Origin of the sequence: Alcaligenes sp. Me129, from assembly GCF_050487245.1 — a bacterium.
Taxonomy (GTDB): Bacteria; Pseudomonadota; Gammaproteobacteria; order Burkholderiales; family Burkholderiaceae_B; genus Alcaligenes; species Alcaligenes phenolicus.
Genome location: NZ_JBKQGX010000023.1, coordinates 32,390 through 55,843, shown reverse-complemented (window position 1 = coordinate 55,843; position 23,454 = coordinate 32,390). Strand labels below are relative to the sequence as shown.

Below are 23,454 nucleotides of genomic sequence, written 5' to 3'. Positions count from 1 at the left end.
CAGTCCCAGTCCCAGTCCCAGTCCCAGTCCCAGTCCCAGTCCCAGTCCCAGTCCCAGTCCCAGTCCCAGTCCCAGTCGACAAGTATCGAAACACAGCTCAAGCCTGTTCAAGTCACAAATAGAAGAATTTCTTGAGCCGCTCCCTTATTAGCCAGGAGCCATCACCGCTCCCTTGCCTCCCCCTCGCCAAGCAAAGATCACCTGTTCTTGCCAAAACTGTTCCATGGGACGCACTCCCACCCTCGTGTCAGACGAGGCCTCTATTTTGCTCAAAAATCCCTCTGAAACCCTGATTCCGGCGCAGTTTCGGAGCGAAATCGACTACTCCGCCTACTTATACCCATAAGTTTTTTAGGGTCTTTTTTATATCACAAAGGCGCCTAACTGCTTGAAGCACCTACAAGCAAATGCTACAAATGAAACATTAATGAGAATCATTTTTATTTATATTTAACTTACAGATCCATGCGCATTTCTCATCTTATTGGCCTGAGCCTGCTCAGCGCGGGCAGCAGTTGGGCTCAATCTTCCGATGCTCCCCCAGTTACATCTTTGTCCACCATTGAAGTCAAAGCCAGCGAATACATTGACTTGCCGCCCGCTTATGAAGGCAATCATGTCGCTACCGGCGGCAACCTGGGTTTGCTGGGCAACCGGGATGTCATGAACACCCCATTTAGCACCATCAACTACACCAGCGACTACATCGAAGATCTGCAAGGTCAGGAACTGCGCATTCTTATCAGCAAGAACGACCCTTCCGTGCAGACTCCCGGTGCAGGTGGAACGGGCGGCAAAGACACCATGTATATACGGGGTTTCCGTGCCGGTGACGTGTCTCTAAATGGTTTGCAAGGTTTGACCAGTGGCCGCCGCGTGATGGCCATCGCAGAGCGTTTAGAAATTCTCAAAGGCCCCTCTGCCGTGCTGAACGGCATGAATGCCAGCAATGATGTGGGCGGCTCAATCAATCTGGTGTCCAAGCGCGCCACGGATGATCCCATTAGCAACGTCACCCTGTCCTACATCCAGCCTTCCCAATTCGGGACGCATCTGGATCTGGGCCGCCGTTTCGGGGAATCCAATGAATTGGGCCTGCGCTTGAACGGCGTATTCAAGGACGGCGAGGGCGTGGTGGACCACCGCACCAATCGCGACAAGCTGATTTCTCTGGGGGCCGACTATCGCCTGGGCACAGTCAAACTGTCTGCCGACCTGTACCACCTGGAAGAATACATTTCCGGTCTGAACCGGGGCGTGCGTCTGGCCAAGGGGCTGGACAAGAACCCATTGCCCTCACCACCTAAAGGCAATGTCTTGCTGGGCGTACCGTGGGCGGCTGGCCTGACGCGTGAAACCACCGCACTGGTACGTGCAGACTGGGCTGCCAACGACAAGTTGGCCGTCTACGGTTCTGCGGGTTACAGCAAGTCCGAGATGAGCAACTACAACACCAAGGGCAGCACCTTGCTGAATGAGCAAGGGGACCTGAAACTGGCTGCGACCCGTCGCAACAATACCGGCTACAACCTGGCCGCCAATAGTGGCCTGTTCTACAACTTCGACACCGGCTCCGTGCACCACACCATCAGCGCCGGAGTGGACTGGAACCGCAAAAGCTCGCGCAGCGACAACACGTCCATCAAAGGCTGGTCCGAGACCATCAATATTTACGACCCAGACTACCCGGCTCGTCCCTATGTCCCCATGAATGGGCTAAGTGCGCCTAACGTCAGCTATCTGTACAGTGCAGCGTTAGCCGATACCCTGTCTTTTGCGGATGGCAAATATCAGCTGACGCTGGGCCTGCGCCAGCAGTGGGTCAGCACCAAAGACAAAAGCGGCAAGAGCGACAACTACAGCAAGAATGCACTGACGCCCACCATTGCCGGTGTCTGGCAATTGCGTGACGACTGGATGCTGTACGCCAACTATGCCGAGGGTCTGACACAAGGAATGATCGTCGGTGACGACTACGCCAACGAAGGCCAGATCTTCGCGCCCCAGAAAACACGTCAATACGAAATCGGGATGAAGTACGACAGCGGCGATTACGCTCTGACAGCGGCCCTGTTCGACATCACCCAACCCAATAGCTACGAGAGCGCTGAACGTTTCAACGGCAAGCCCAACCTGAGCTACGACGGCCGTCAGCGCAACCGAGGGGTTGAAGTACAGGTCTTTGGTCAAATTGCCGAGAACTGGCGTTTGACCGGTGGTATTGCCTACCTGGACCCCAAGATTCGCAAGGCCAGCAACCCGAGCAACGAAGGGCGTATGGCCGTGGGCCTGTCCCGCTGGGTCGCCAAGGCCGGAATTGAATGGGATACGCCTTTTGTTCAGGGCCTGACCTTGAATGCCAACCTGCACAGCCAGTCCAAGCAATATGCCGACGCCAGCAACAGCTACTACATGCCAGGCGTGACCACCTATGACCTGGGCATGCGCTACAAAACGCGCTTTGCCGGCAAGGAAGTGACCTTGCGCGCCAGCCTGGAAAACGTGGGTAATAAGGCCTACTGGGTCGTGCCCTTGAGCAATGGCCAAGGTTCGCCACGTACCTTCCTGGCTTCAGCCACCATGAAATTCTAAGTAGACCAGCGATCCCCCTGCCATCCAGTTCTCCGTCTGGCTGGCAGGGTCTAACTCCGCTTTTGCAGGGCCTGTTCATGCGTGTATGCAGGCCCTGTTTTTTTTGTTTTGACAGGTCTTGTTAGCTAAAACGGTGAGCCTCTGGGCCCACCAAGCATCTTTGAGCTGCTATGGCGTGTCGTCCCTAAACGCCAGCCGCCGCCCGCATCTTGCGTTGTGACGCCGGTGCCAAACCTTCCGCTTCCCGGTACTTCGCCACCGTACGGCGCGCCAAAGTCAGGCCCTGAGCCTGCAAGAGGTCGGTAATCTGCTGGTCCGACAAAGGCTTGGCTGGCGACTCGTCACGAATCATCTGCGCGATCTGTGCCCGTACCGAAGCCGCCGACAGATCAGCCTTGCCATCAGCACTGGCCAAGGCCACGGTAAAGAACTGTTTAAGCTCCATCACCCCATGCGGTGTTTGCATGTACTTTTGCCGCGTTGCACGAGAAATCGTGGACTCGTGCAAATCCAGCTCGGCTGCCAGATCGGCCAATTGCATGGGTTTGAGAGCCGACACACCTTGCGTGAAAAAGTCCTGCTGCATCTGCACAATCGCTTGGGCCACCCGCAAAATCGTCACGAAACGGCTGTTAACGCTGCGCAGCAAGCCGGTCGCTTTTTGGCGCTCTGCCAGCAAGGCAGGGTGCGCTTCAATTTCATAATCGTGCAGATTCACTAATTGCAGGCGCGGCACAGCCAGAGGATTCAAGGCCGCCTGCCAATTGTCCTTGCCGCGAATCAACAGCACATCGGGTACCACATAAGCCGAGACGTTTTGCGTCCAGGCCCGCCCCGGCTTGGGGTCCAGCTTCAAGACCAGATGATGGGCGCGCTCGACCAGCTCGGCCGAATAGCGGCCGGCACAGCGCTGACGCAACTGACTGGGAGAGGCCAGAATGCCGACATGCTCGCGCACCAGATAGCGGGCGCAGTCGAGCAAGGCAGGTTCCAATTGCTGAGCCTGTTGCATCAGTTGCAAGTCCAGGCACTCGGCCAGATCCCGCGCACCGACACCGGCCGGGTCCAGGGACTGCACCTGGGCCAGCGCACAGCGCAAGTCACTTTCATCAATGTCCAGCTCGTCGGGCAGGCAGTCCAGCACCTCTTCCAGCGAGACGGGCAGGTAGCCGTTATCGTCCAGTTCATCGATCAATAACTGGGCCAAAGCGCGGTCACGGTCGCTCAAACGCAACAGTCCCAGCTGCTCGCTTAAATAAGCCGCCAGGTCCTGGGCAATGGCCGATTCGGGAGTCCAGTCAGGGTCGTCCGAATCTCCCTGATGTTTGGGAAACTCAAGGCTCGCCCACGAGGATTCCGCCTCGCCCGAAGCGGCTTCGGGCAATGGCTCGGCGGCGACATCCGTCTGCACGTCCAGACGTTCCAGCAAGGGGTTATCCAGCAAAGCTTGAGCCAACTCCTGCTCAAGCTCGGCCCCCGATAGCTGCAACACTTTAATAGACTGTTGCAATTGCGGCGTCAAAACCAGCGTTTGCTGCTGGCGTAAATCTAGTGACTGACGCGTAAGCATAGGTACAATCGTTTCCATGAAAACTGACAACGCCCAGACACCCACCGCCAACGATAGTCAGGCTCTGCGCAGCACACTGTTCAAGCTGTGCGCCACGGCCACTATTATCTGCACCGTAGTCACTATCGTGGTCGCCATTATCTGGTGGGACCTGCTCAACCGTCTTATCAGCTTTGGGCGTGGCCTGGATTACTCCGGCCTGCAGGCCTTGAGCATTCAAAACCTGGCGCTGATCAAGCAATACAACCCGTTTTTCTGGTGGACGGTAGTGGGCGTCATAACCCTCATTATTGCCTATCTTTTGTATGGCTTCGTACAAGGGGTCATGCGACGCAACCAGCAACGCATTATCGACGAGTCCACGGTGGCTCAACTGGCCCGATCACTCAGCCGTCCGGCCCGTGAAGTGATTTTGTGGTGCTGGCCCGACCAGCGCAGTCCGTTGACTGTGGGCGATTTACAACGAGCCCATAGCGAGTTGCGCTCCGGACGTTTTAGCAAAATCGAACTGGCCGAGCAGCAAAGCCGCCTGCTGCAAGCCGACTACGAACGTCACGAGCCACAAGCCTAAAGCTTGCCTTCCTGTTTTTTTTGTGTTTGACTAACGGTCATGACTCACGCACGCCAATTCTCCTACGCCTGCCAAGGTTTCAGCCCCGCCGCTGAAGCAGCCTTGTCGCGTTCCGTGCGTGAAGGCCGTTCTTCGGCCCCTGCCTCCAGCCTATCCCAGCTGCTACTACTAGCGTCCGGTTGCCGGGCCTAGTGTCCCGTGGCAGTTCGGCAGCCAATACTCAGCCACATCTACGTCATTTGTGCCGCCACCGGCCTACGTAAATGCTGCAATCGCTGGTGACGGCAAGAAGTAATCAACACTTTTTGTCCGACAGGTATCCCCATGGCAATGCTGAAAAACCCCTCTCAAAAGTATCGTCCTTTTGTCGCCTTTGATCGCGACTTCGCTGAACGCACCTGGCCTTCCAAGCGCATTACCAAAGCGCCCATCTGGATGAGCACGGACTTGCGTGACGGCAATCAGTCCCTGATCGAGCCCATGAACGTGGCTCGCAAACTGCGCTTTTTCGAGCAACTCGTCAAAATCGGTTTCAAGGAAATCGAGGTCGGTTTCCCATCCGCATCGCAGACCGACTTCGATTTCGTTCGCAAGCTGATCGACGAAAACCGCATTCCTGAAGATGTCACCATTATCGTCCTGACGCAGTCGCGCGAAGACCTGATCAAGCGCACGGCTGAAGCGGCTGCCGGTGCCAAACGCGCCATCATTCACTTGTACAACGCTTGTGCCCCCGCCTTTCGCAAGATTGTTTTCAACTTGAGCAAGGACGAGATCAAGGAAATTGCCTTGACCGGTACACGCTTGGTCAAGAACGAAGTGGCCAAGTATCCGCAAACCCAATGGGGTTACGAATACTCGCCCGAAGTGTTCAGCACTACCGAGCCCGAATTTGCTCTGGAGGTGTGCAACGCCGTCGTGAAAGCCTGGGGTCCAGCCGCTGACGAACGTGTCATCCTGAACTTGCCCGCCACCATTGAGGCCACCACGCCCAATATGTACGCCGACCAGATCGAATGGATGCACAACAATCTGGAACAGCGCAGCAACGTCACCTTGAGCGTGCACCCGCACAACGACCGTGGCACTGCGGTCGCTGCCGCTGAACTGGCTGTGATGGCTGGCGCGGACCGTATCGAAGGCTGCTTGTTCGGTAGCGGCGAGCGCACCGGCAACGTTTGCCTGGTGACCTTGGCCCTGAACTTGTACACCCAGGGCGTGGACCCTGAACTGGACTTCTCGGACATCGACGAAGTGCGTCGCACCGCCGAGTACTGCAACCAGTTGCCCGTGCACCCACGCCACCCTTACGCGGGCGATCTGGTCTTTACCGCTTTCTCCGGCTCCCACCAGGACGCCATCAAGAAGGGTTTGGCCCAGCAAAAAGCCGACGAAATCTGGGAAGTCCCTTACCTGCCTATCGACCCGGCCGATCTGGGCCGCAGCTACGATGCGGTGATCCGCGTCAACAGCCAGTCGGGCAAGGGCGGTGTGTCCTACTTGCTGGAACAAGAGCACGGTCTGGTCTTGCCACGCCGCATGCAAATCGAATTCAGCCGCGCCATTCAGCGCGTCACCGACTCTTCCGGCAAGGAAGTGACGCCTGCAGATGTGTACGGCATTTTCGAATCCGAATACCTGAACTGCAAGAAGCACTACAAGCTGCTCAAGCACAACATCATCAGCCAGCCTCACGCCGACAGCGGCCAGCAATTCACGATTGAAGTGGATGTGGAGCACGACGGCCAGGTTCGCACCCTGAAGGGTTCGGGCGAAGGTGCGATCTCTGCTTTTGTGAATGCCTTGGATCTGTCCATCAAGATCATGGACTACAACGAGCACGCCATCGGTTCCGGTGCTGAAACCCGCGCTGCCGCTTACGTGGAAATGCGTATCGGCGACAGCCCATCGGGCTTTGGTGTGGGCATCCACGCCGACATCGTGACTTCCTCCTTCCTGGCGATCTTGAGTGCGGTCAACCGCCACACCATCGCCCAGCAAGAAGCTGAAGCCACCACGGCTTAATACCGTCTTCATGTCGCGACTTGGGTGGTGATCCCACCCAAGCGCCCGCCCGGTTCACCATAACCGCGCCTGACCCGCTTTCGCAGCCCGGCTTATCGTCGCTCTGCCCGCAACCCGCCCACAAGGCGGGTTTTTCGTGGGCGGGCCATTAGATTGTGGCCCCACACCGTAGATAAGCCGGACTCGGCCAGGTCGGACCGGACCTGATCAGTTTGACTAGCCCGGTTGGTTCGGCTGTTCGGCTGTTCGGCTGTTCGGCTGTTCGGCTGTTCGGCTGTTCGGCTGTTCGGCACCAGAGCGTAAAGCCAATGCTCGCGGCACAGTAAAGATGGCTGTGCCAATATGCCTCTAAACGGCCAATCTCACCACACGGAGCTTGCCCCCTGTTTAGCCGCAATCCACTTGAAGACGGCTGAAGTCCTTGGAGCGCAGCTTGTCCTCTTCAATAAAGGCCATCAAGCGGGCACCATCCTGCCAGCACCAGTTCAACTCATCATGGGACTGCAAGGTCAGCAGTGAACGCCATGGCGACTGACTGGGATACTCGTCCTGCGTCGGCGTAGGGTCATAGCCCAGGCTGTCCCAAGAGGGGCGACCCAGCAGATAGTCGCGCGGCAAGTCGCCGCTTTCTTCCAGCTCCTCAAACCAGTCATACAGCTCGTCCATATCCACTGGCCAATCCTTGCGCAGCTCTTCATGGCGAGGAATATCAATGCAGTTTTCGAACAGCACTTCCCGACTTGCTGTACCCCAGTCATGAGGGGCCTGAAGCTCGTGAAAATCAGTGGTGTCCGGCCAGTAAAAAGCCTTCAGATAGTCCTCATCGCGCCAGAAAATGGCGTCTTCCTGATCCATACCGTAAAACAGCGACAGCAGCCCGCTCGTGGGCAAATTCGCTGGGCGGTCCGGTCCTTCCGGCAGCTCCGCAAAATTGATCTGGCCGACAAATAAATATTCACCGTCCGGATGCTCGGGCCAAGTAAAGCCTGGAGGAACCATAGGTTGGCCACCAAAGCGGCTTTGCAAAGGCTGACCCTGGCCTTTCCCCAAACGGATGGCAACCGCCGGTTGCGCCAGGTCCAGGAAATACTGTTTATGCGCTTGCAGCACAGGTGAGGCATCAAGGTACTTTTCTAGCGTGTTCAGATCCATGGCGCTGGGAAGGAAGAAGTTAAAGATGGTGCAGGCAAGGATAAGGGTGTCACAGCACACACGGCAACCCTTGCCGAAGAATTAGAAAGAAAAAAACCGGCCCAAGAGCCGGTTTTCGTTTGCCTTGCCGCAGATCAGTACGTGACCGCCAAACCCGGCAAATCCACAGTAACTTGCATGGAGCCCACCGCTTGCAAGCAATGGCGTGCAAATTCCTGGGCGCGCTCATCGTCTTGCGACAGCAGCGTGTAACCCAGGGCATCGGCCACGCCCATAATCTTGTCTAGCAACAGCACTTTGCCGCTGGCCCGCAGGGGTTCACAGCCAAGCTCTTGCCAGGTGCGATCAAACCAATCACGCGATTGCTTGCCGCTGTCCGCATCAATGGTTTGTATAGGAGTGACCAGCTCTATGTGCTGGCGAGGACTAAAGATCACAAGCACCATAGCGCTCATAGACGATCTCCGAAAAAAAATAGATCAACTTTGGAGCTTAAGCAAAGAAGGCCTGCCAAATTGTCGGCAGGCCGACATTCCAGGGACTACCAGGAGCTATCAGCCGGTTCCCACATCACCGGCACGCCAGTGTTATTCGCCTGGCGCAACATATCCAGCAAAGGATAGGCGCGTTGGCTGAAACTCACGGCCTGTGAAATCGGGTGTTCCTTTTCATCGTCTTCGTCCTCGTGGGGCGAATGCTTGTTTTCCCGGTCCTGCCCGATCGCTCGCTCAATATTGCCAATAGCTTCGGACAGTTGCTCTGCCGTGAACACGCCACGCTCGGGCAAACCATCAGGATAGGAACGCCCCGCGGCCCGGAGAATAGGCATGGCATGTTCAGAGAACATCAGAACATCGGCGGCGGCTTTGCTTTTAAAGACGACTAGCATACGGTTTCTCCTTATGGATCTTTGTGTTTCCGATTCGACTTTCAGGATACACACCCCTGCAAGATAGCAGGATTTTCCCCGTCTTGGAGAGTCCTTCATGCCTGCCGCGTTTCTGTCATGGTTAATCTTGCTCTTGACTACCTTGCCGTCCCTGGCCTGGTCACAAAGCTCGCTTGAATGCCCATTGCCTCCATCTTCCACCCGCTGCGCACCAGCGGCCGCCTTGGGAGAACAGGTCGAGCCCGCAACGGATATGGGTCTGCTCAATCCAGTGGATTTGCTCAGCGGACAAAAATACCAAAGTGATACAGACCTGCCGCTAAGTCAGGCCTGGCCTTTGCTGCAATTGCAGCGCCATTGGAATGGGCAAGGGCGAAACCCCACGCCGACACTTGGGCAAACTGGCTGGGCCTTGAATTACGACCTGCAATTGCGGCAGCAAGGCCATGCCTTGTTCATGCCAGATGGAAGGCAAACGCGCTTGTACCCACCTGCACAGCGGCAAAGTTCGGGCTGGTTCTGGCAAGGGCCGAATGGTTTGATTCTGCGGTTTGATGAGCAGGGCTGGTTAATCCATGTGCGTATATCTACTCAGCAGTGGCTGGATATAGAACGTTTTGCGGTCACGCATCCGCAGGCGTATGCGGTTAACACTGTCCGTAATCATTTGGGCCAAGCGCTGGTGTTTGACTGGAAAAGCCAAACGCAGGAGTCGGTGTCGCTACCAGGGCCGGAGCAGGGCCAAGAACCAGGACAAAACCAAACTCAAGTTCAGGCATCAGGACAGGTTCAATCCCAAACTAAAACCAGTTCCCTGACCCATGTCACAAGGGCGGTAAGGGCAGCGGGAACGGCCGCAGTAGCAGCAGCGACGACGGAGGCAACTACGGCTACGGCTACGGCTACGGCTACGGCTACGGCTACGGCTACGGCTATCAATATTAAAACCCCGGCCGGGCCATTTCGCTTGCTTCTGGAACAGCAGAATCAACAAATCTGGCTGGCCAGCGTCAGCCGTCCGGACGGCATGCAACGTCTCTATCATCCAGCCCCCACACCTTGGTCGCACCGTTTGGGTGGCAGCAGCCTGCAAGCACCGGGGCAAGCCCCTCAGCCAATCCAACAATGGGAGTACGACGCCCAAGGCCGAGTCAATAGGTTGATCTCCCACGCCTTCAAGCAAGACTGGACGGCACGCTATGAGCCAGGTCTGAGCGAATGGTCCATAGGTACGGAGCGACATCGCTTCCATTACCGAGACTATCAAGGCCTGCAGCGGCTACAAAAACTGGAAAGCCGCTTGTGTAGGGACTGCCCGGTCCACAGCACGGAGTGGCAATATGACCCGCAAGGGCGCTGGTTGCAGGCCGGACCTTGGACAGCGCAACGCCGGGCAAATGGAACGCTCTCTCGACTGGAGAAAAGGCAGGGCGGCTGGGGAGCATTACGTTTGGAGCTGGATGAAAAAGGGCGCTTGCAAAGCTGGGCAACCAGCCAGCATGGAAGCGAAACACGGCGCTGGAACCCGAATGGCAAACTGACGTACCTCGAATATGCCGAAGGAGGCGCGCTCCAAATTCAGTACGACCAACAGGGACGCCTGAGCAGTCTTGAACATCAGCAAGGTCAGGACACTGAACGCAGTGAGCTGGACTGGCTCGGGCCTGGCGCGCTGCGTATTCGTCATCCCACAGAAACGCAATGGCTCAAATTGCGGGCCGGTTTACTACAAGAGCGCCGTTTGGAACGCCGCCATAGTCCCGGCCAACGCTGGACCGAGCGCTTTGAGTACGACGAGCAGCGCAAGCTGACGCGGCACACCCTGCCGGAAGGTGGCCAGCTACGCTATCACTGGGACAAAAGCGGACGATTGCTGTCTCTGGAGTGGATCAAGCAAACCGGGCAAAGCCAGACCGTGATCCACGCACAAGAGGTGGGCTATGCCTGGGGCAATGGCCTTCAACTGATCAGCCATGCGAACAGCACCGGGCAAGCGGTGGATTTGATGCTTTTGCAGCCGGATGGCAAACCTGCCTGGACACAAGCCCGCCGTCTGGATGACCAAGGCAGGGTACTGGAGGATCGTCATCAATACCCGCTGCTACAGCAAACCCGTCATTGGCTGTTGCACTACGACGCCCAAAACCGGCTCATCGCTTTCCGTCAGGACAAGACAGAACCAGAACAGTGGCTGGCCTGGGGGCACAACGGCGAACTTGCTGCACGCCACCCGAAGCCAGCCGCCTCCATTCAGCGTTCCTCCTCCGGCACGGCGAAAGCCGTCGGAAACCTGAATCTGGACTACGGCCCCAACCGTCGCTTGAAGCGTGTGCAAACAGCAAGCTCCACACTGGTCGAATACCGGCACGATGCCTTTGGCCAACGTATCTGGCGCCAGCAAGGCAATCAAGAGCGTGCCTTCTTCTTTCACGGCCAGCAATTAATGGCTGAGCTGGATTTACCAGCTACACCCGGCCAGCTCATTTCCCGGCGCTATCTGTATGCCGGGCTGACACCAATAGGCATGATTGTTTATCAGCCAGACGGACAAGGGCAGCTGTATTACCTGCATAGTGATTTGATGGGGGCTGTGCGGCTGATTAGCGATCAGCAAACCCAGCCGGTTTGGGCTGCCGACCTGAACCCTTTAGGACAGGCCGAACCTTTGCTTGAAACCCTGGAATTCAACCTACGCCTGCCGGGGCAGTACGCGGAATCGGCTACCGGCTGGCACGACAATCTCTTGCGGACCTATCTACCCGATCACGGGCAGTATCTGGAAGCGGACCCTCTAGGACCATGGCCGCAGACCCAGGCCGTGGGTTACGCACAGCAACAGCCTTTGCGTCATATTGATCCCACCGGCCTGCTCCTGTTCGCCTTTGATGGCACACGACAGGCTCCTATTACCAATAGCAATGTGTGGAAACTGTCGCAGTTGTATCAGGATGGGGCGGTGCATTACGCCGCAGGGCCGGGTGATCCAGTCACCCTGAACTGGGATGCACTGACTGCTTGGCGAGCAGGGCAGATTCTGGAGTCGCAATGGAACAATTTTCTGAATCGCATGCAGGAACAAGGCCCGGCTCCTAGCGCTGTACCCGTGGACTTGCTGGGATTTTCTCGGGGAGCGGCACTGGCACGAGACTTTTCCAATCGAATTCTGGACCACGTGCAGCAGGGCTGGTTTGTGCTGAATGATCCGCAGCGCGGCGCCATCCGTGCCTGCATCACGCCCCGTTTTCTAGGGCTGTTCGACACCGTGGCCCAGTTCGGGCTGGGAGGCGGCAGCAACTCCCAATACCGCTTGGGTGTGTCTGACGCCTGGAGCTGGGTTGCTCATGCCGTCGCCATGCATGAACACCGCGCCTACTTCCCTTTAAGCGCCCTGGCAGAGGCCATGAACACCGTGGAAATGCCTTTTATCGGCGCGCACAGCCAAATTGGCGGCGGTGCGCTGCCTGATGAAAACGAAGAAACCATCAGCGATCTGGATAAGGTAGCGCTGGCCTGGATGCATTGGCAGGCCAGGGCGACGGGTCTGACGCTGGCGGAACTGGCGCACACAGACCTTAGCGTCCTTCACCCTGTATTACTGGACATGCGCCTGCCTGGGCTGCGACTGACGAAAGGCAGTTTGCGGGGTGTGGACTATCACGGAGCGGGTCGAAACCTGATGTATCAGGACCTGCATCCACGTCTGGGGCAGGCTACCCAACAATCCATGGAAACCGTGATCAAACGCCATAACAGCTGGCGCATCCGTCCCGGAAATCAAGTGGGTTGGGTAGACATGGACGCTTACGATACGTGGTTACATAACCACCTGGGATGGGAGCGCCAGGCTTCTTGAAAAGAATTTGGCGTCAAATCACGCTATCATGTGGGGCTATCCGGCGGGCCAATGTCGCGCCTTCCATCTGGGGCGTGTTCCACACGCCGCAGTTGTCTTTCTACCAATCCAGACCTTTCCTATGCTTGCTGAGCAACAATCTCAATTAATCGCCTGCCTCCAGGCTGCCGTCCGTGCCATCTTGCCCCAGGCTGAACCCAACATCACGCTGGAGCGCCCCAAAGTGGCTGCGCACGGTGATGCTGCCTGCAATATTGCCATGCAACTGGCCAAACCAGCCGGTCGCAACCCGCGCGAGCTGGCTCAGCAAATCGTCGATACCCTCCTGGCTGATCCGAACGCCGCCGCTTTGCTGGCAGGCGCGGAAATTGCCGGTCCGGGCTTTATCAACTTTCGTCTGTCCACCGCCACGCACCAGGCTGTCCTGAAGACTATTGCTGAACAGGGCGATAACTTCGGTCACCTTGCTCCTACCCAGGAAAAACTGATGGTGGAGTTCGTGTCGGCCAACCCGACCGGCCCCTTGCACGTGGGCCACGCCCGTCAGGCTGCGCTGGGCGACTCGCTGTGCCGCGTATTCAGCTCCCAAGGCTACGACGTAACCCGCGAGTTCTACTACAACGACGCCGGTAACCAGATCGACAACCTAACCACCAGCGTGCATGCGCGTGCCCGTGGCATCGAGCCCGACAGCGAGCAATTCCCCGCTGACGGCTACAAGGGCGACTACATTCTGGATATCGCCCGCGACTACCAGGCCGGTGCAACGGTTCAGGCTGCCGATGGCGCCTCCGTCACCGCCAGTGGTGATCTGGACAATTTGGAAGACATCCGCCGCTTTGCCGTGGCCTACCTGCGCCGCGAGCAGGATCTGGACTTGCAAGCCTTCGGCCTGAAGTTCGACAACTTCTACCTGGAAAGCTCGCTGTACACCTCCGGCAAGGTTGAAAAAACCGTGCAGGCCCTGATCGACGCCGGTCACACCTACGAGCTGGACGGCGCGCTGTGGCTGCGCACCACGGAACTGGGCACAGGCGACGACAAAGACCGCGTGATGCGCAAATCCGAAGGCGGCTACACCTACTTCGTGCCGGACGTGGCCTACCACGTGGCCAAGTGGGAGCGCGGTTTCCACCACGCCATCAATATTCAGGGCTCCGACCACCACGGCACCATTGCCCGTGTGCGCGCTGGCCTGCAAGGTCTGGGTCTGGGTATCCCCAAGGAATTCCCGGCCTATATCCTGCACAAGATGGTCAAAGTCATGCGCAATGGCCAGGAAGTGAAAATCTCCAAGCGTGCAGGCAGCTACGTCACCTTGCGTGACCTGATCGAATGGGTAGGCCAGGACGCCGTGCGCTTCTTCCTGATCCAGCGTCGTGCCGACTCCGAATTCGTATTCGATATCGATCTGGCCCTGTCCAAGAGCGAAGAAAACCCGGTTTACTACATCCAGTACGCCCATGCCCGTATCAACTCCGTGTTGAACCAGTCGGCAGAACTGCTGGATCAGGTTCCTCAGGCCGACATCACGCCTTTGACCGCCCCCACCGAAATCGCCCTGCTGCAACGCCTGTCCGAATACCCCAATGTGCTGGCCCAATCCGCTCGCGAATTGGCTCCTCACCACATTGCCTTCTGGCTGCGCGACTGCGCGGCGGACTTCCACTCCTGGTACAACGCCGAGCGCGTGTCGGTAGACGACACCACCTTGCGTCTGGCCCGTCTGCGTCTGGCCCAGGCCTGCGCCCAAGTCATTCGCAATGGTCTGAACCTGCTGGGTGTGTCCGCACCCGAACGTATGTAAACCCATAGGCAGATATGGCAAGAGCACGTAAAAAATCCAGTAGTTCCGGCGGTACGTATACCGGCATTCTGATTGGCCTGATTCTGGGTCTGGGCGCGGCGGTCGCCGTTGCCCTGTTTGTCACCAAAGTGCCCATGCCCTTTGTGGACAAGGCCAGCCGGGACAAACCTACCGTTGCCTTGCCTGAAGGGCGAGACTTACTGGACCCGAACCGGGACCTGTATGGCAGCTCCAGTGGACAAACTCCTCCGCCGGGCGACACCATTCCCGGTTTGACCTTGCCCCCCGTGAATTTGCCCAGCATCCCGTCCAAGCCTGCTGCACCGGACGCCTTGGGTGATCTGATCGCCACCTTGCCCGCCATGGGCACGGAACCAGCTCGCCAGCCAGAGACCCGCAATACCGCTCCTGCGGTAACGCCTCCGGCCACAACGCCTGCCGCTCCAAGCACCCCGGCACCGGCCACCAGCAAACCCGCCACACCAGCTCCGGCTGCGCCCCCGGCGGCGACCAAGCCAGCCACCACCTCCACCCCCTACTACCTGCAAGCAGGCGCATTTCGCAACAATGCGGACGCCGAAGCCATGAAGGCCCGCTTGTTGATGCTAGGCTTTGACGCTTCAGTGCAAAGTGCACAGGTCAATGGCAGCACGGTGAACCGGGTACGCATGGGCCCCTTCAAGGGCATAGACGAAATGAACCGGGCACGCAGCCGTCTGGCCGAGGAAAAAATTGATACTTCGGTGGTCCGGCCCTAAGCAATTTGTGCCAAAGGCAGCCCCAAGGTGAACTTTTCCGCCATTGCACAGGTCATAGACCTCATCTTCCCCATTAAGGAAATTGATTCATGAAGCTGAACGCATTGTTTGTACGATCCCTGGTCGGTGCCAGTCTCTTGGCTGGAGCGACCTTGTTGCCCGCCACCAGCGCGCTGGCTCAACAAGCCGACCAAGGCTACGTTACCCTGCCTGCGGCTCAGCCCTCGGACAGCGTCGGTAAAACCGAAGTGCTGGAGTTCTTCTCCTACAGCTGCCCACACTGCGCCATCCTGGAACCCAAGGTCGAAGCCTGGTCCAAGACCCTGCCAGACAATGTCGTGCTGCGCCGTGTGCCTGTTGCCTTCAATGCCGGCATGACTGATCTGCAAAAGCTGTACTACACCCTGGAAGCCATGGACCGTCTGGACCTGCATCCCAAGGTGTTTGAAGCCATCCACCAGAAACGTGAGCGCATTTTTGATGCCAAGACCATCACGGCCTGGGCAGCCGCACAAGGCGTAGACAAGGCTCGCTTCGAGCAAACCTTCAACTCCTTTGGCGTGCAGACCAAGGCCAATAAAGCCAACGAACTGTCCAACACCTACCAGATTCAGGGCACACCTAGTCTGGCAGTAGGCGGCAAGTTTGTGACTTCACCTGCACTGGCCAATGGTTACGACGAAAGCATCACCAAAGCTCAAGAGCTGGTGAAGATGGTCACCAACCGCTAATCAGCGGTTTGGCTGAGCCATACAGCCAAGGGCCCTCAAGACTGGATTCGTTCCGGTTTTGAGGGCCCTTGGCGTTTCTATATCTGTGATCTATTAGCTGCCGGTAACTCGTAAGTAATTCGATAACAGCGGCTTACAAGAAGGTACGGGATTCCAACGTCATTGCAAGTCTGGGCCATTTATTAAAGCCAGGGTGCGTCCCTGGCTGGAGCAGTCAGTGAAAGGCCTAAGCCTGCGCCGCCGTCTCAAAAGCCTGCGTCAGGTCAGCGCACAAGTCTTTGGTCGATTCCAAACCGATATGCAGGCGCACCAGACTGTCCTGGCTGTCCTGCCAGTAGCTATGACCACTTAGAAACGCCGTATCCACCAACTGCACCAGGCTTTCAAAACCACCCCAGGAAAAGCCGATACCAAACAGGGTCAGGGCATCTACGAATGCGCGTGCCTGCGCATTGTTCAGCTTCAGTTGTACCGAGAGCATGCCATTGGAGCCCGTGCAGTCACGTTGCCACAAGGCATGGCCAGGATCTTGTGGCCAAGCGGGATGATAGATACGGGTGACTTCAGGGCGGCTATCCAAGAACTGGCACACGGCCAGCGCATTGGCGGCGCTTTCACGCATACGAATAGGCAGGGTACGCACACCGCGTAATGCCAACCAGGCGTCATCGGCACTGATGGAAAAACCCAGCGCATAGTGGTTGTCGTGCAGGCGTTTGTTGATGGCTGGATCTGCGGACATGACTGCACCCAACATCAAATCGGAGTGACCTGCCACATACTTGGTCCCAGCCACGATGGACACGTCAAAACCCAATTCCAAGGGACGGTAGATATAGCCCGAGCCCCAGGTGTTATCGGTAACCAGCAGCAAATCGTGCTTGCGACCAAACTCCGCCAAGGCAGGCATATCCAGCATTTGCATCAACAAGGAGCCGGGTGACTCCACGTACACCATGCGGGTATTGTCCTGCAGATGACGTGCCATTTCCTCGGGGGTCGGTGCACAGAACGTGGCCTGTATGCCCATGCGGCGCAACACGGTCTTTTCCAGATAACGCACCGGACCATAAGCACTGTCAGCAATCAGCACGTGATCGCCAGAATCCAGCAGTGCCAGCAAACCCAAGGTAATCGCTGCCATGCCGGACGGTGCCAGCAAAGCCTGGGTGGCAGATTCCAGCTGACAGAACACCTGCTCCAGTGCAGCGTGGGTATCCATGCCCGAGCGCCCGTAGGTAACCGAGCGTTTTTCAGGATCTGCCTTGTCCGCCTGGGCTCGATCCAGAGCGTCCAGATTGCGAAAGCGCACCGTACTGGTGCGCATGATGGGCACGGCCACCGGCGCCGCATCGGTATGCGGATCGAACGGGGCCAGACCCGTATGTTGCAAGGCGGTGTCCAGGGCGAGATCAGAGCTCATAGTGTTGGCAGGCGGTAGCAAGAAAAGCTCTACGCTACCACAGGCCAGCGGGCCCAGTCGCCTCCGCCAACAGTCGCTATATTGCCCCCTCTTATTAAGAGGCGCCCCAGTGTTTAAATGCGCTGGAAACGGTAAACCCCATCCTCGCCCATCTCACGACGCAAACGGTCATCAAAATACAAGGCGTGCAGGTGAGCAATGGCCTCGCCCATGGCAAAGGTCATCTGATGCGAGTCCAGCTTGCGATGAAAGAGCACAGGCAGAATATCGGCGGCGGTACAGGGCTGGGCACAGGCTTCCAACACTTCTTCCAGACGCTCGGCGTGATGCTCCTGCTGCTGACGAATGCGCTCGTGCATGCCACGGAAAGGCTTGCCATGCGAAGGCAACACCAAAGTATCCGGGGCCAGATCCTGATAGGACAGCAGGGAGTTCAGGTACAAAGGCAAGGGATTCGCAAAGGGCTCGGTATCGAACACGCTGATATTGGTGGAGATACGCGGCAAAAGCATGTCACCGGAAATCAGCACCTTCAGTTCTTCACAGTACAACGACATATGCTCGGGAGCGTGGCCGTAGCCCACGATCAAACGCCAGGGGCGACCGGCAATCACCACACGCTGACCATCCATCAAGCGCACAAAACGCTCGGGCACCGAAGGCACCATCGAAGGGTAGTAATCCCCACGGCTGCGAATCTGTTCACGGGCTTTCTCATCTTGCAGGCCGTGACGGACAAAATGCGCTTCTGCCGCCACACCATTCGGGCCACCGGCCTCCGCGCCAGTCTGGCGTCCACCTGTCCCCGACCACAGCCTGGCGGTCGCGTAGTCCGTCATGCTGATCCACAAAGGTGCATTCCAGCGCTGGCACAACCAGTCCGCCAAACCGACATGATCCGGGTGCATATGGGTAACGATCACGCGCAGCACGGGCAAGCCTTCCAGCTCGTTCTGGAAAACCTGTTCCCACAGCTCGCGCACTTCGGGACGGGCGACGCCACAGTCCACAATGGTCCAGCCCTCGCGCCCCTCGATTTGGTCGCGCAATAGCCACAAATTGATGTGATCCAGCGCAAAAGGCAAAGGCATACGCAGCCAACGCACCCCCGGCGCGACTTCCAGGCTGCCACCCGCTGGGGGCAGGGTATCTGCCCAGGGATAATTCAATTTTTGTTCGTTAGGATTCATGCTCGCTCCAATGAATGGCTCTTGTAGGGCGTAAGGGCTGTCCATACTAAAAGGCCCTAGTTCCCTCTCTAGCTCTATGGCATGATAGTTTACGTTTACGTAAATCACACTAAAAATGACAACGACAACCTGGACAATATCGGATCTGGCGCACGAGTTTGGCATCACGCCTCGCACCCTGCGCTTCTATGAAGACCAAGGGATCTTGAGCCCGCTGCGCCAAGGTACACAGCGCATTTATCAGCCCCGCGATCGTGCCCGCCTGAAGCTGGCTCTGCGTGGCAAGCGCCTGGGGCTGCAGTTATCGGAGATTCTGCGGCTGATCAATATGTATGAATCCCCGATGGACACGGCTTCCCAGCTTAAGCACTATCAGGAGGTATTGAACGAGCATCGCCTGCGCCTGGAGCGCCAGCGGCAGGACCTGGATCAGACCTTGCAGGAGATTCAGGACCAGCTCGACATCTGTCACACCATGAGCGAACAGTTGAAGTTGGAGTCCCGATAAGGGAAAACCCATATATATGACGTTTACGTAAACGTAATATAAATACAATTCCACAACCCATTTATTTCCACGGAGTGCCTCATGAGCCTGCCCGGCCTGAATTTCGATCTTGGCTCCGACCTGGACATGCTGCGCGACGCTGTCGCCGACTTCTCCCAGGCCGAAATTGCCCCTTTAGCGGCTCAACTGGATCACGATGACCAGTTCCCCATGCACTTGTGGAAGAAGTTCGGTGAGATGGGTTTGCTGGGCATGACCGTCAGCGAAGAATACGGTGGTGCGAACCTGGGCTATCTGGCTCACATGATCGCAATGGAGGAAATCTCCCGTGCCAGCGCCTCGGTGGCCCTGTCCTACGGTGCGCACTCCAACCTCTGTGTGAACCAGATCAACCGCAACGGTACGGAAGCCCAGAAGCAGAAATACCTGCCCAAGCTGATCAGCGGCGAGCATATCGGTGCTCTGGCCATGAGTGAGCCCGGTGCCGGTTCGGACGTGGTCAGCATGAAGCTGCGCGCCGACAAAAAGGGCGATCGCTACGTGCTGAACGGCTCCAAAATGTGGATTACCAACGGCCCGGACGCTGACACCCTGGTGGTGTACGCCAAGACGGACCCGCAAGCCGGTGCACGCGGCATTACCGCCTTCCTGATCGAAAAGGATTTTGCCGGTTTCTCCGTTGCCCAAAAGCTGGACAAGCTGGGCATGCGCGGCAGCCACACAGGCGAGCTGGTGTTCCAGGACTGTGAAGTGCCTGAAGAAAACGTGCTGGGCCAACTGAATGGTGGCGTCAAAGTACTGATGTCCGGCCTGGACTACGAACGCGCCGTGCTGGCCGGTGGCCCGCTGGGCATCATGCAAGCCGTGATGGACGTGGTCATTCCCTACATCCACGACCGCAAGCAGTTCGGCCAGGCCATTGGCGAATTCCAGCTGATTCAAGGCAAGGTGGCCGATATGTACACCACCCTGCAAGCCAGCCGCGCCCTGTGCTATGCCGTGGGCAAGAATCTGGACCGTCTGGGTGCAGGCCATGTACGTTCTGTGCGTAAAGACTGCGCAGCCGCCATCCTGTACAGCGCTGAAAAAGCCACCTGGATGGCTGGTGAAGGTATACAGATTCTGGGCGGCAACGGCTACATCAACGAATTCCCCACAGGCCGCCTGTGGCGCGATGCCAAGCTGTACGAGATCGGCGCGGGCACCAGTGAAATCCGCCGCATGCTGATCGGCCGCGAACTGTTCGCTGAAACCGCCTAAAAAGGCAGAGGCATGTCCAACCCTGATTTTGGCGAAACCACCGTCATTACCCCGGTTCAAAAACCGGGGATGACGGCTATCCAGGTGGCCCAGGCCATGCTGGATGGGTTCAATCGCCACTATGCGCTGTTTCGCTACAGCGCCCAGCGCGCCAAGTCTTTGTACGAATCGGGCGACTGGCATGGTATTCAGCAGCTCTCGCGCGAACGTATCGAGTACTACGCGACACGGGTGCGCGAATGCGCGGCCATGCTTAGCCAGAATCTGCGTTTGCATCAGCCCACGCCTTCCGATCCGGCCCATCTGGACGAGGCCCAGCAGCAGTTGTGGTTGCAAGCCAAGGCGGAGTTTGTGCGTTTGCTGTCGGGCCACCGTCAGCCGGAATGTGCCGAGACCTTCTTCAACTCCGTCTCCTGCCGTGTGCTGCACCGGCACTATTTTCGCAACGAATTTATTTTCGTGCGTCCAGCTGTTGCCACGGATTATCTGGACGGCGCGCTGCCTTCGTATCGGGTCTATTACCCCACCGAAGAAGGTCTGGAAACCAGCCTGACCAATATGCTGGCCGACTTCGGTCTGGCCGCCCCCTTTGCCGACCTGCCGCGCGATGTGCGCACACTGGCCCGCATGGCGGTGCGTCAGCTATGTCGCCGCCTGCCACGTGGCTATGGCTCGCGCATTGGCTCGGACTGCCAGATTCAGGTGCTGAACTCCCTGTTCTTTCGTAACAAGGGTGCCTATGTGGTGGGCCGCCTGATCAATCAGGGTGAAGTGCTGCCGTTTTCGATCGCTATTTTGCATCGCCCCTCGGGACACTTGTATATAGACGCCTTGCTGCACACCACGGACGACCTGTCCACGCTGTTCAGCTTTACCCGCGCCTATTTCCTGGTCGATATGGAAGCCCCGTCAGCCTATGTGGACTTCCTGTCCAGCCTGCTGCCCCGCAAGCCCAAGGCCGAGCTGTACACCGCCATCGGCCTGCAAAAGCAGGGCAAGACGCTGTTCTACCGCGACTTTCTGCACCACCTGTCGCACTCGCACGATCACTTTGATCTGGCTCCCGGTATTGCCGGTATGGTGATGACGGTATTCACCCTGCCGTCCTACCCCTATGTGTTCAAGCTGATCCGCGACCGGATTCAAAAGCAGGGCATGGACCACGCCACGGTGCGCAGCAAATACCAGCTGGTTAAAAAACATGATCGTGTCGGGCGCATGGCTGACACCTGGGACTACGCCCAGGTTGCCTTGCCCAAGGCACGCTTTTCCGAAGCCTTGCTGGAAGAACTTCGCCGCGAAGTGCCCAGCCTGCTGGAAGAGTCCGAGGACACCATCTTGCTGCGCCACGTCTACATTGAACGGCGCATGACCCCGCTGAACCTGTATCTGAACAAAGCCAGTGACCCCGCCCTGAACGCCGCCGTGGAGCAATACGGCAAGGCCATCCGGGAACTGGCCGCCGCCGACATCTTCCCCGGCGATATGCTGTTCAAGAACTTTGGTGTGACCCGTCTGGGCCGCGTCGTCTTCTATGACTACGACGAAATCCAGCACATGCGCGAGATGAACTTTCGCGCCATTCCGCCTGCACCAAATGAAGAAGCCGAAATGGCCAGCGAACCCTGGTATCCCATCGGCCCGAACGATGTATTTCCCGAAGAATTCGGCTACTTTCTATTGACCGACCCTCGTATTCGCAAAGCCTTCATGGCCCACCATGCAGAACTGCTGGAGCCTGAATGGTGGACTCAGTGCCGCTTGCGAGTGACGCAAGGTCGGATCGAAAATATTTTTCCGTATAACAAAGATCGGCAGCTGCACGAGTTTGCCAAACGCGCGCCGGTCTCCTCTTTGCAACCAGGAGTCTTTCATGACTAATTCCGTTGTCATCGTCTCGATCGCCCGCACCCCTATGGGCGGCATGATGGGTAGCCTGTCCGATCTGGCCGCCCACGAACTGGGCGCGGTCGCCATCAAGGCGGCCATGGAGCGCTCGGGCATTCAGGCCGACAAAGTCGACGAAGTGATCATGGGTAACGTGCTGCAAGCCGGTCAGGGCCAGGCTCCTGCACGCCAGGCTGCCTTGGGCGCCGGTCTGCCCCAGGGTGTAGCTTGCACCACCATTCATAAAGTGTGCGGTTCCGGTCTGAAAGCCGCCATGTTTGCCCACGACCTGCTCAAGGCAGGCAGCGTGGACGTGGTGGTGGCCGGCGGTCAGGAAAGCATGAGCAATGCTCCCTACCTGCTGCTGAAAGGCCGCGAAGGCTACCGATACGGTCACTCCACCGTGTATGACCACATGGCCATGGACGGCCTGGAAGATGCCTACAGCCGTGGCACCGCCATGGGTGTATTTGCCGAAGATTGCGCCAGCAAATACGAGTTCAGCCGCGAAGAGCAAGATGCTTACGCGCTGGAGTCGCTGCGCCGCGCTCGCCAAGCCAGCGATGACGGCAGCTTTGAATGGGAAATTGCGCCAGTCACCATCGCTGGCCGCAAGGGTGATGTCGTTGTTGCCAAGGACGAAGCCCCCACCAAAGCCATGCCCGAGAAGATCCCCACGCTGCGTCCCGCTTTCAAGAAAGACGGCACGATTACCGCTGCCAACGCCTCGTCCATTTCGGACGGTGCCGCCGCCATGGTGATCACCACCGAAGAGAAAGCCAAGGAACTGGGCGCAACTCCACTGGCCCGCATTGTGGCTCACACCCAGCACGCGCAAGAACCGGCCTGGTTCACGACCGCTCCAGTCGCTGCTATCCAGAAACTGCTGGATAAAACCGGTTGGAGCGTGGCTGACGTTGACCTGTTCGAGATCAACGAAGCCTTCGCCGTGGTGACCATGGCTGCCATGAAAGAGCTGAACATCCCGCACGACAAGGTCAACATTCACGGTGGTGCTACCGCCCTGGGTCACCCCATCGGTGCATCGGGTGCTCGCCTTCTGGCAACCTTGATCGGCGCACTGCGCAAGACCGGCGGCAAGCGCGGTATTGCCTCGCTGTGCATTGGCGGTGGCGAAGCTGTCGCCCTGGCCGTCGAGCTGGTCTAAAGCAAGCTCATCAGCCGGGCTGCGGCCCGGCTGATTTTATGGGCTTTTCTCTGTTCTCTTTCCAGGCACG

At 57.8% G+C, this 23,454-nt stretch carries 18 protein-coding genes; 12 read left to right on the top strand and 6 right to left on the bottom strand.

Going from position 1 to position 23,454, the window contains the following annotated elements; translation table 11 throughout:
- The first annotated feature begins 465 nt into the window (after window positions 1–465).
- Window positions 466–2,592, top strand: coding sequence for a TonB-dependent receptor (locus ACLPGZ_RS18105; protein WP_060186555.1), 2,127 nt, complete (start codon window positions 466–468; stop codon window positions 2,590–2,592).
- A gap of 184 nt (window positions 2,593–2,776) precedes the next feature.
- Here ACLPGZ_RS18105 and rpoN read toward each other — a convergent pair whose 3' ends face one another.
- On the bottom strand, window positions 2,777–4,162 hold the full coding sequence (gene rpoN / locus ACLPGZ_RS18100) for an RNA polymerase factor sigma-54 (RefSeq protein ID WP_115634785.1): 1,386 nt from the start codon (window positions 4,160–4,162) through the stop codon (window positions 2,777–2,779).
- Between the two features lie 16 nt (window positions 4,163–4,178).
- Here rpoN and ACLPGZ_RS18095 point away from each other — a divergent pair, with 16 nt between their 5' ends.
- The 3 genes from ACLPGZ_RS18095 (at window position 4,179) to leuA (ending at window position 6,758) form a co-directional block, all read left to right on the top strand.
- Window positions 4,179–4,733, top strand: a complete 555-nt coding sequence (locus ACLPGZ_RS18095; protein ID WP_009460264.1) for a hypothetical protein — start codon at window positions 4,179–4,181, stop codon at window positions 4,731–4,733.
- A gap of 39 nt (window positions 4,734–4,772) precedes the next feature.
- Window positions 4,773–4,925, top strand: coding sequence for a hypothetical protein (locus tag ACLPGZ_RS18090; RefSeq protein ID WP_155624357.1), 153 nt, complete (start codon window positions 4,773–4,775; stop codon window positions 4,923–4,925).
- A gap of 138 nt (window positions 4,926–5,063) precedes the next feature.
- Window positions 5,064–6,758 (top strand): 2-isopropylmalate synthase, encoded by a 1,695-nt coding sequence (gene leuA / locus ACLPGZ_RS18085; protein ID WP_035269943.1) that lies wholly within the window; start codon window positions 5,064–5,066, stop codon window positions 6,756–6,758.
- 387 nt (window positions 6,759–7,145) lie between these two features.
- Here leuA and ACLPGZ_RS18080 read toward each other — a convergent pair whose 3' ends face one another.
- The 3 genes from ACLPGZ_RS18080 to ACLPGZ_RS18070 form a co-directional block, all read right to left on the bottom strand.
- Window positions 7,146–7,910 (bottom strand): YwqG family protein, encoded by a 765-nt coding sequence (locus ACLPGZ_RS18080; protein WP_239054973.1) that lies wholly within the window; start codon window positions 7,908–7,910, stop codon window positions 7,146–7,148.
- A gap of 134 nt (window positions 7,911–8,044) precedes the next feature.
- A complete protein-coding gene (locus tag ACLPGZ_RS18075; protein WP_009463574.1) occupies window positions 8,045–8,365 on the bottom strand; it encodes a hypothetical protein in 321 nt (106 codons plus the stop codon).
- A gap of 86 nt (window positions 8,366–8,451) precedes the next feature.
- On the bottom strand, window positions 8,452–8,799 hold the full coding sequence (locus ACLPGZ_RS18070; RefSeq protein ID WP_009463576.1) for a DUF1840 domain-containing protein: 348 nt from the start codon (window positions 8,797–8,799) through the stop codon (window positions 8,452–8,454).
- 97 nt (window positions 8,800–8,896) lie between these two features.
- Between ACLPGZ_RS18070 and ACLPGZ_RS18065 the strand changes: the two genes are divergently transcribed.
- The 4 genes from ACLPGZ_RS18065 (at window position 8,897) to ACLPGZ_RS18050 (ending at window position 15,948) form a co-directional block, all read left to right on the top strand.
- Complete coding sequence (locus tag ACLPGZ_RS18065) at window positions 8,897–12,652, top strand: phospholipase effector Tle1 domain-containing protein (protein WP_429641795.1); 3,756 nt, start codon at window positions 8,897–8,899, stop codon at window positions 12,650–12,652.
- A gap of 121 nt (window positions 12,653–12,773) precedes the next feature.
- Window positions 12,774–14,459, top strand: coding sequence for an arginine--tRNA ligase (gene argS / locus ACLPGZ_RS18060; RefSeq protein WP_026483856.1), 1,686 nt, complete (start codon window positions 12,774–12,776; stop codon window positions 14,457–14,459).
- 14 nt (window positions 14,460–14,473) lie between these two features.
- On the top strand, window positions 14,474–15,217 hold the full coding sequence (locus ACLPGZ_RS18055; RefSeq protein ID WP_021447119.1) for an SPOR domain-containing protein: 744 nt from the start codon (window positions 14,474–14,476) through the stop codon (window positions 15,215–15,217).
- An 89-nt stretch (window positions 15,218–15,306) separates the two neighbouring features.
- The gene (locus ACLPGZ_RS18050) at window positions 15,307–15,948 is read left to right on the top strand and encodes a thiol:disulfide interchange protein DsbA/DsbL (RefSeq protein ID WP_009463582.1); all 642 of its coding nucleotides are present in this window, start codon (window positions 15,307–15,309) and stop codon (window positions 15,946–15,948) included.
- A 226-nt stretch (window positions 15,949–16,174) separates the two neighbouring features.
- Here the strand turns inward: ACLPGZ_RS18050 and metC are convergent, their stop codons facing one another.
- Both metC and ACLPGZ_RS18040 read right to left on the bottom strand, forming a co-directional pair.
- On the bottom strand, window positions 16,175–17,371 hold the full coding sequence (gene metC / locus ACLPGZ_RS18045; protein ID WP_083055219.1) for a cystathionine beta-lyase: 1,197 nt from the start codon (window positions 17,369–17,371) through the stop codon (window positions 16,175–16,177).
- Window positions 17,372–17,484: 113 nt separating this feature from the next.
- Entirely contained in the window at window positions 17,485–18,561 is a 1,077-nt protein-coding gene (locus ACLPGZ_RS18040) for an MBL fold metallo-hydrolase (protein WP_060186560.1), read from the bottom strand.
- Window positions 18,562–18,676: 115 nt separating this feature from the next.
- On the opposite strand from ACLPGZ_RS18040, the gene ACLPGZ_RS18035 reads away from it, so the two are divergent.
- The 4 genes from ACLPGZ_RS18035 (at window position 18,677) to ACLPGZ_RS18020 (ending at window position 23,384) form a co-directional block, all read left to right on the top strand.
- Window positions 18,677–19,069 carry a MerR family transcriptional regulator gene (locus ACLPGZ_RS18035; protein ID WP_009463587.1) on the top strand — a complete coding sequence of 131 codons (393 nt, stop codon included), beginning with the start codon at window positions 18,677–18,679 and terminating at the stop codon, window positions 19,067–19,069.
- Between the two features lie 81 nt (window positions 19,070–19,150).
- Window positions 19,151–20,329 carry an isovaleryl-CoA dehydrogenase gene (locus ACLPGZ_RS18030; protein ID WP_026483861.1) on the top strand — a complete coding sequence of 393 codons (1,179 nt, stop codon included), beginning with the start codon at window positions 19,151–19,153 and terminating at the stop codon, window positions 20,327–20,329.
- Between the two features lie 69 nt (window positions 20,330–20,398).
- On the top strand, window positions 20,399–22,210 hold the full coding sequence (gene aceK, locus ACLPGZ_RS18025; RefSeq protein WP_239055719.1) for a bifunctional isocitrate dehydrogenase kinase/phosphatase: 1,812 nt from the start codon (window positions 20,399–20,401) through the stop codon (window positions 22,208–22,210).
- Complete coding sequence (locus ACLPGZ_RS18020) at window positions 22,203–23,384, top strand: acetyl-CoA C-acyltransferase (protein WP_035269274.1); 1,182 nt, start codon at window positions 22,203–22,205, stop codon at window positions 23,382–23,384. The genes aceK and ACLPGZ_RS18020 overlap by 8 nt, the downstream gene beginning before the upstream one ends.
- Window positions 23,385–23,454 lie beyond the last annotated feature (70 nt).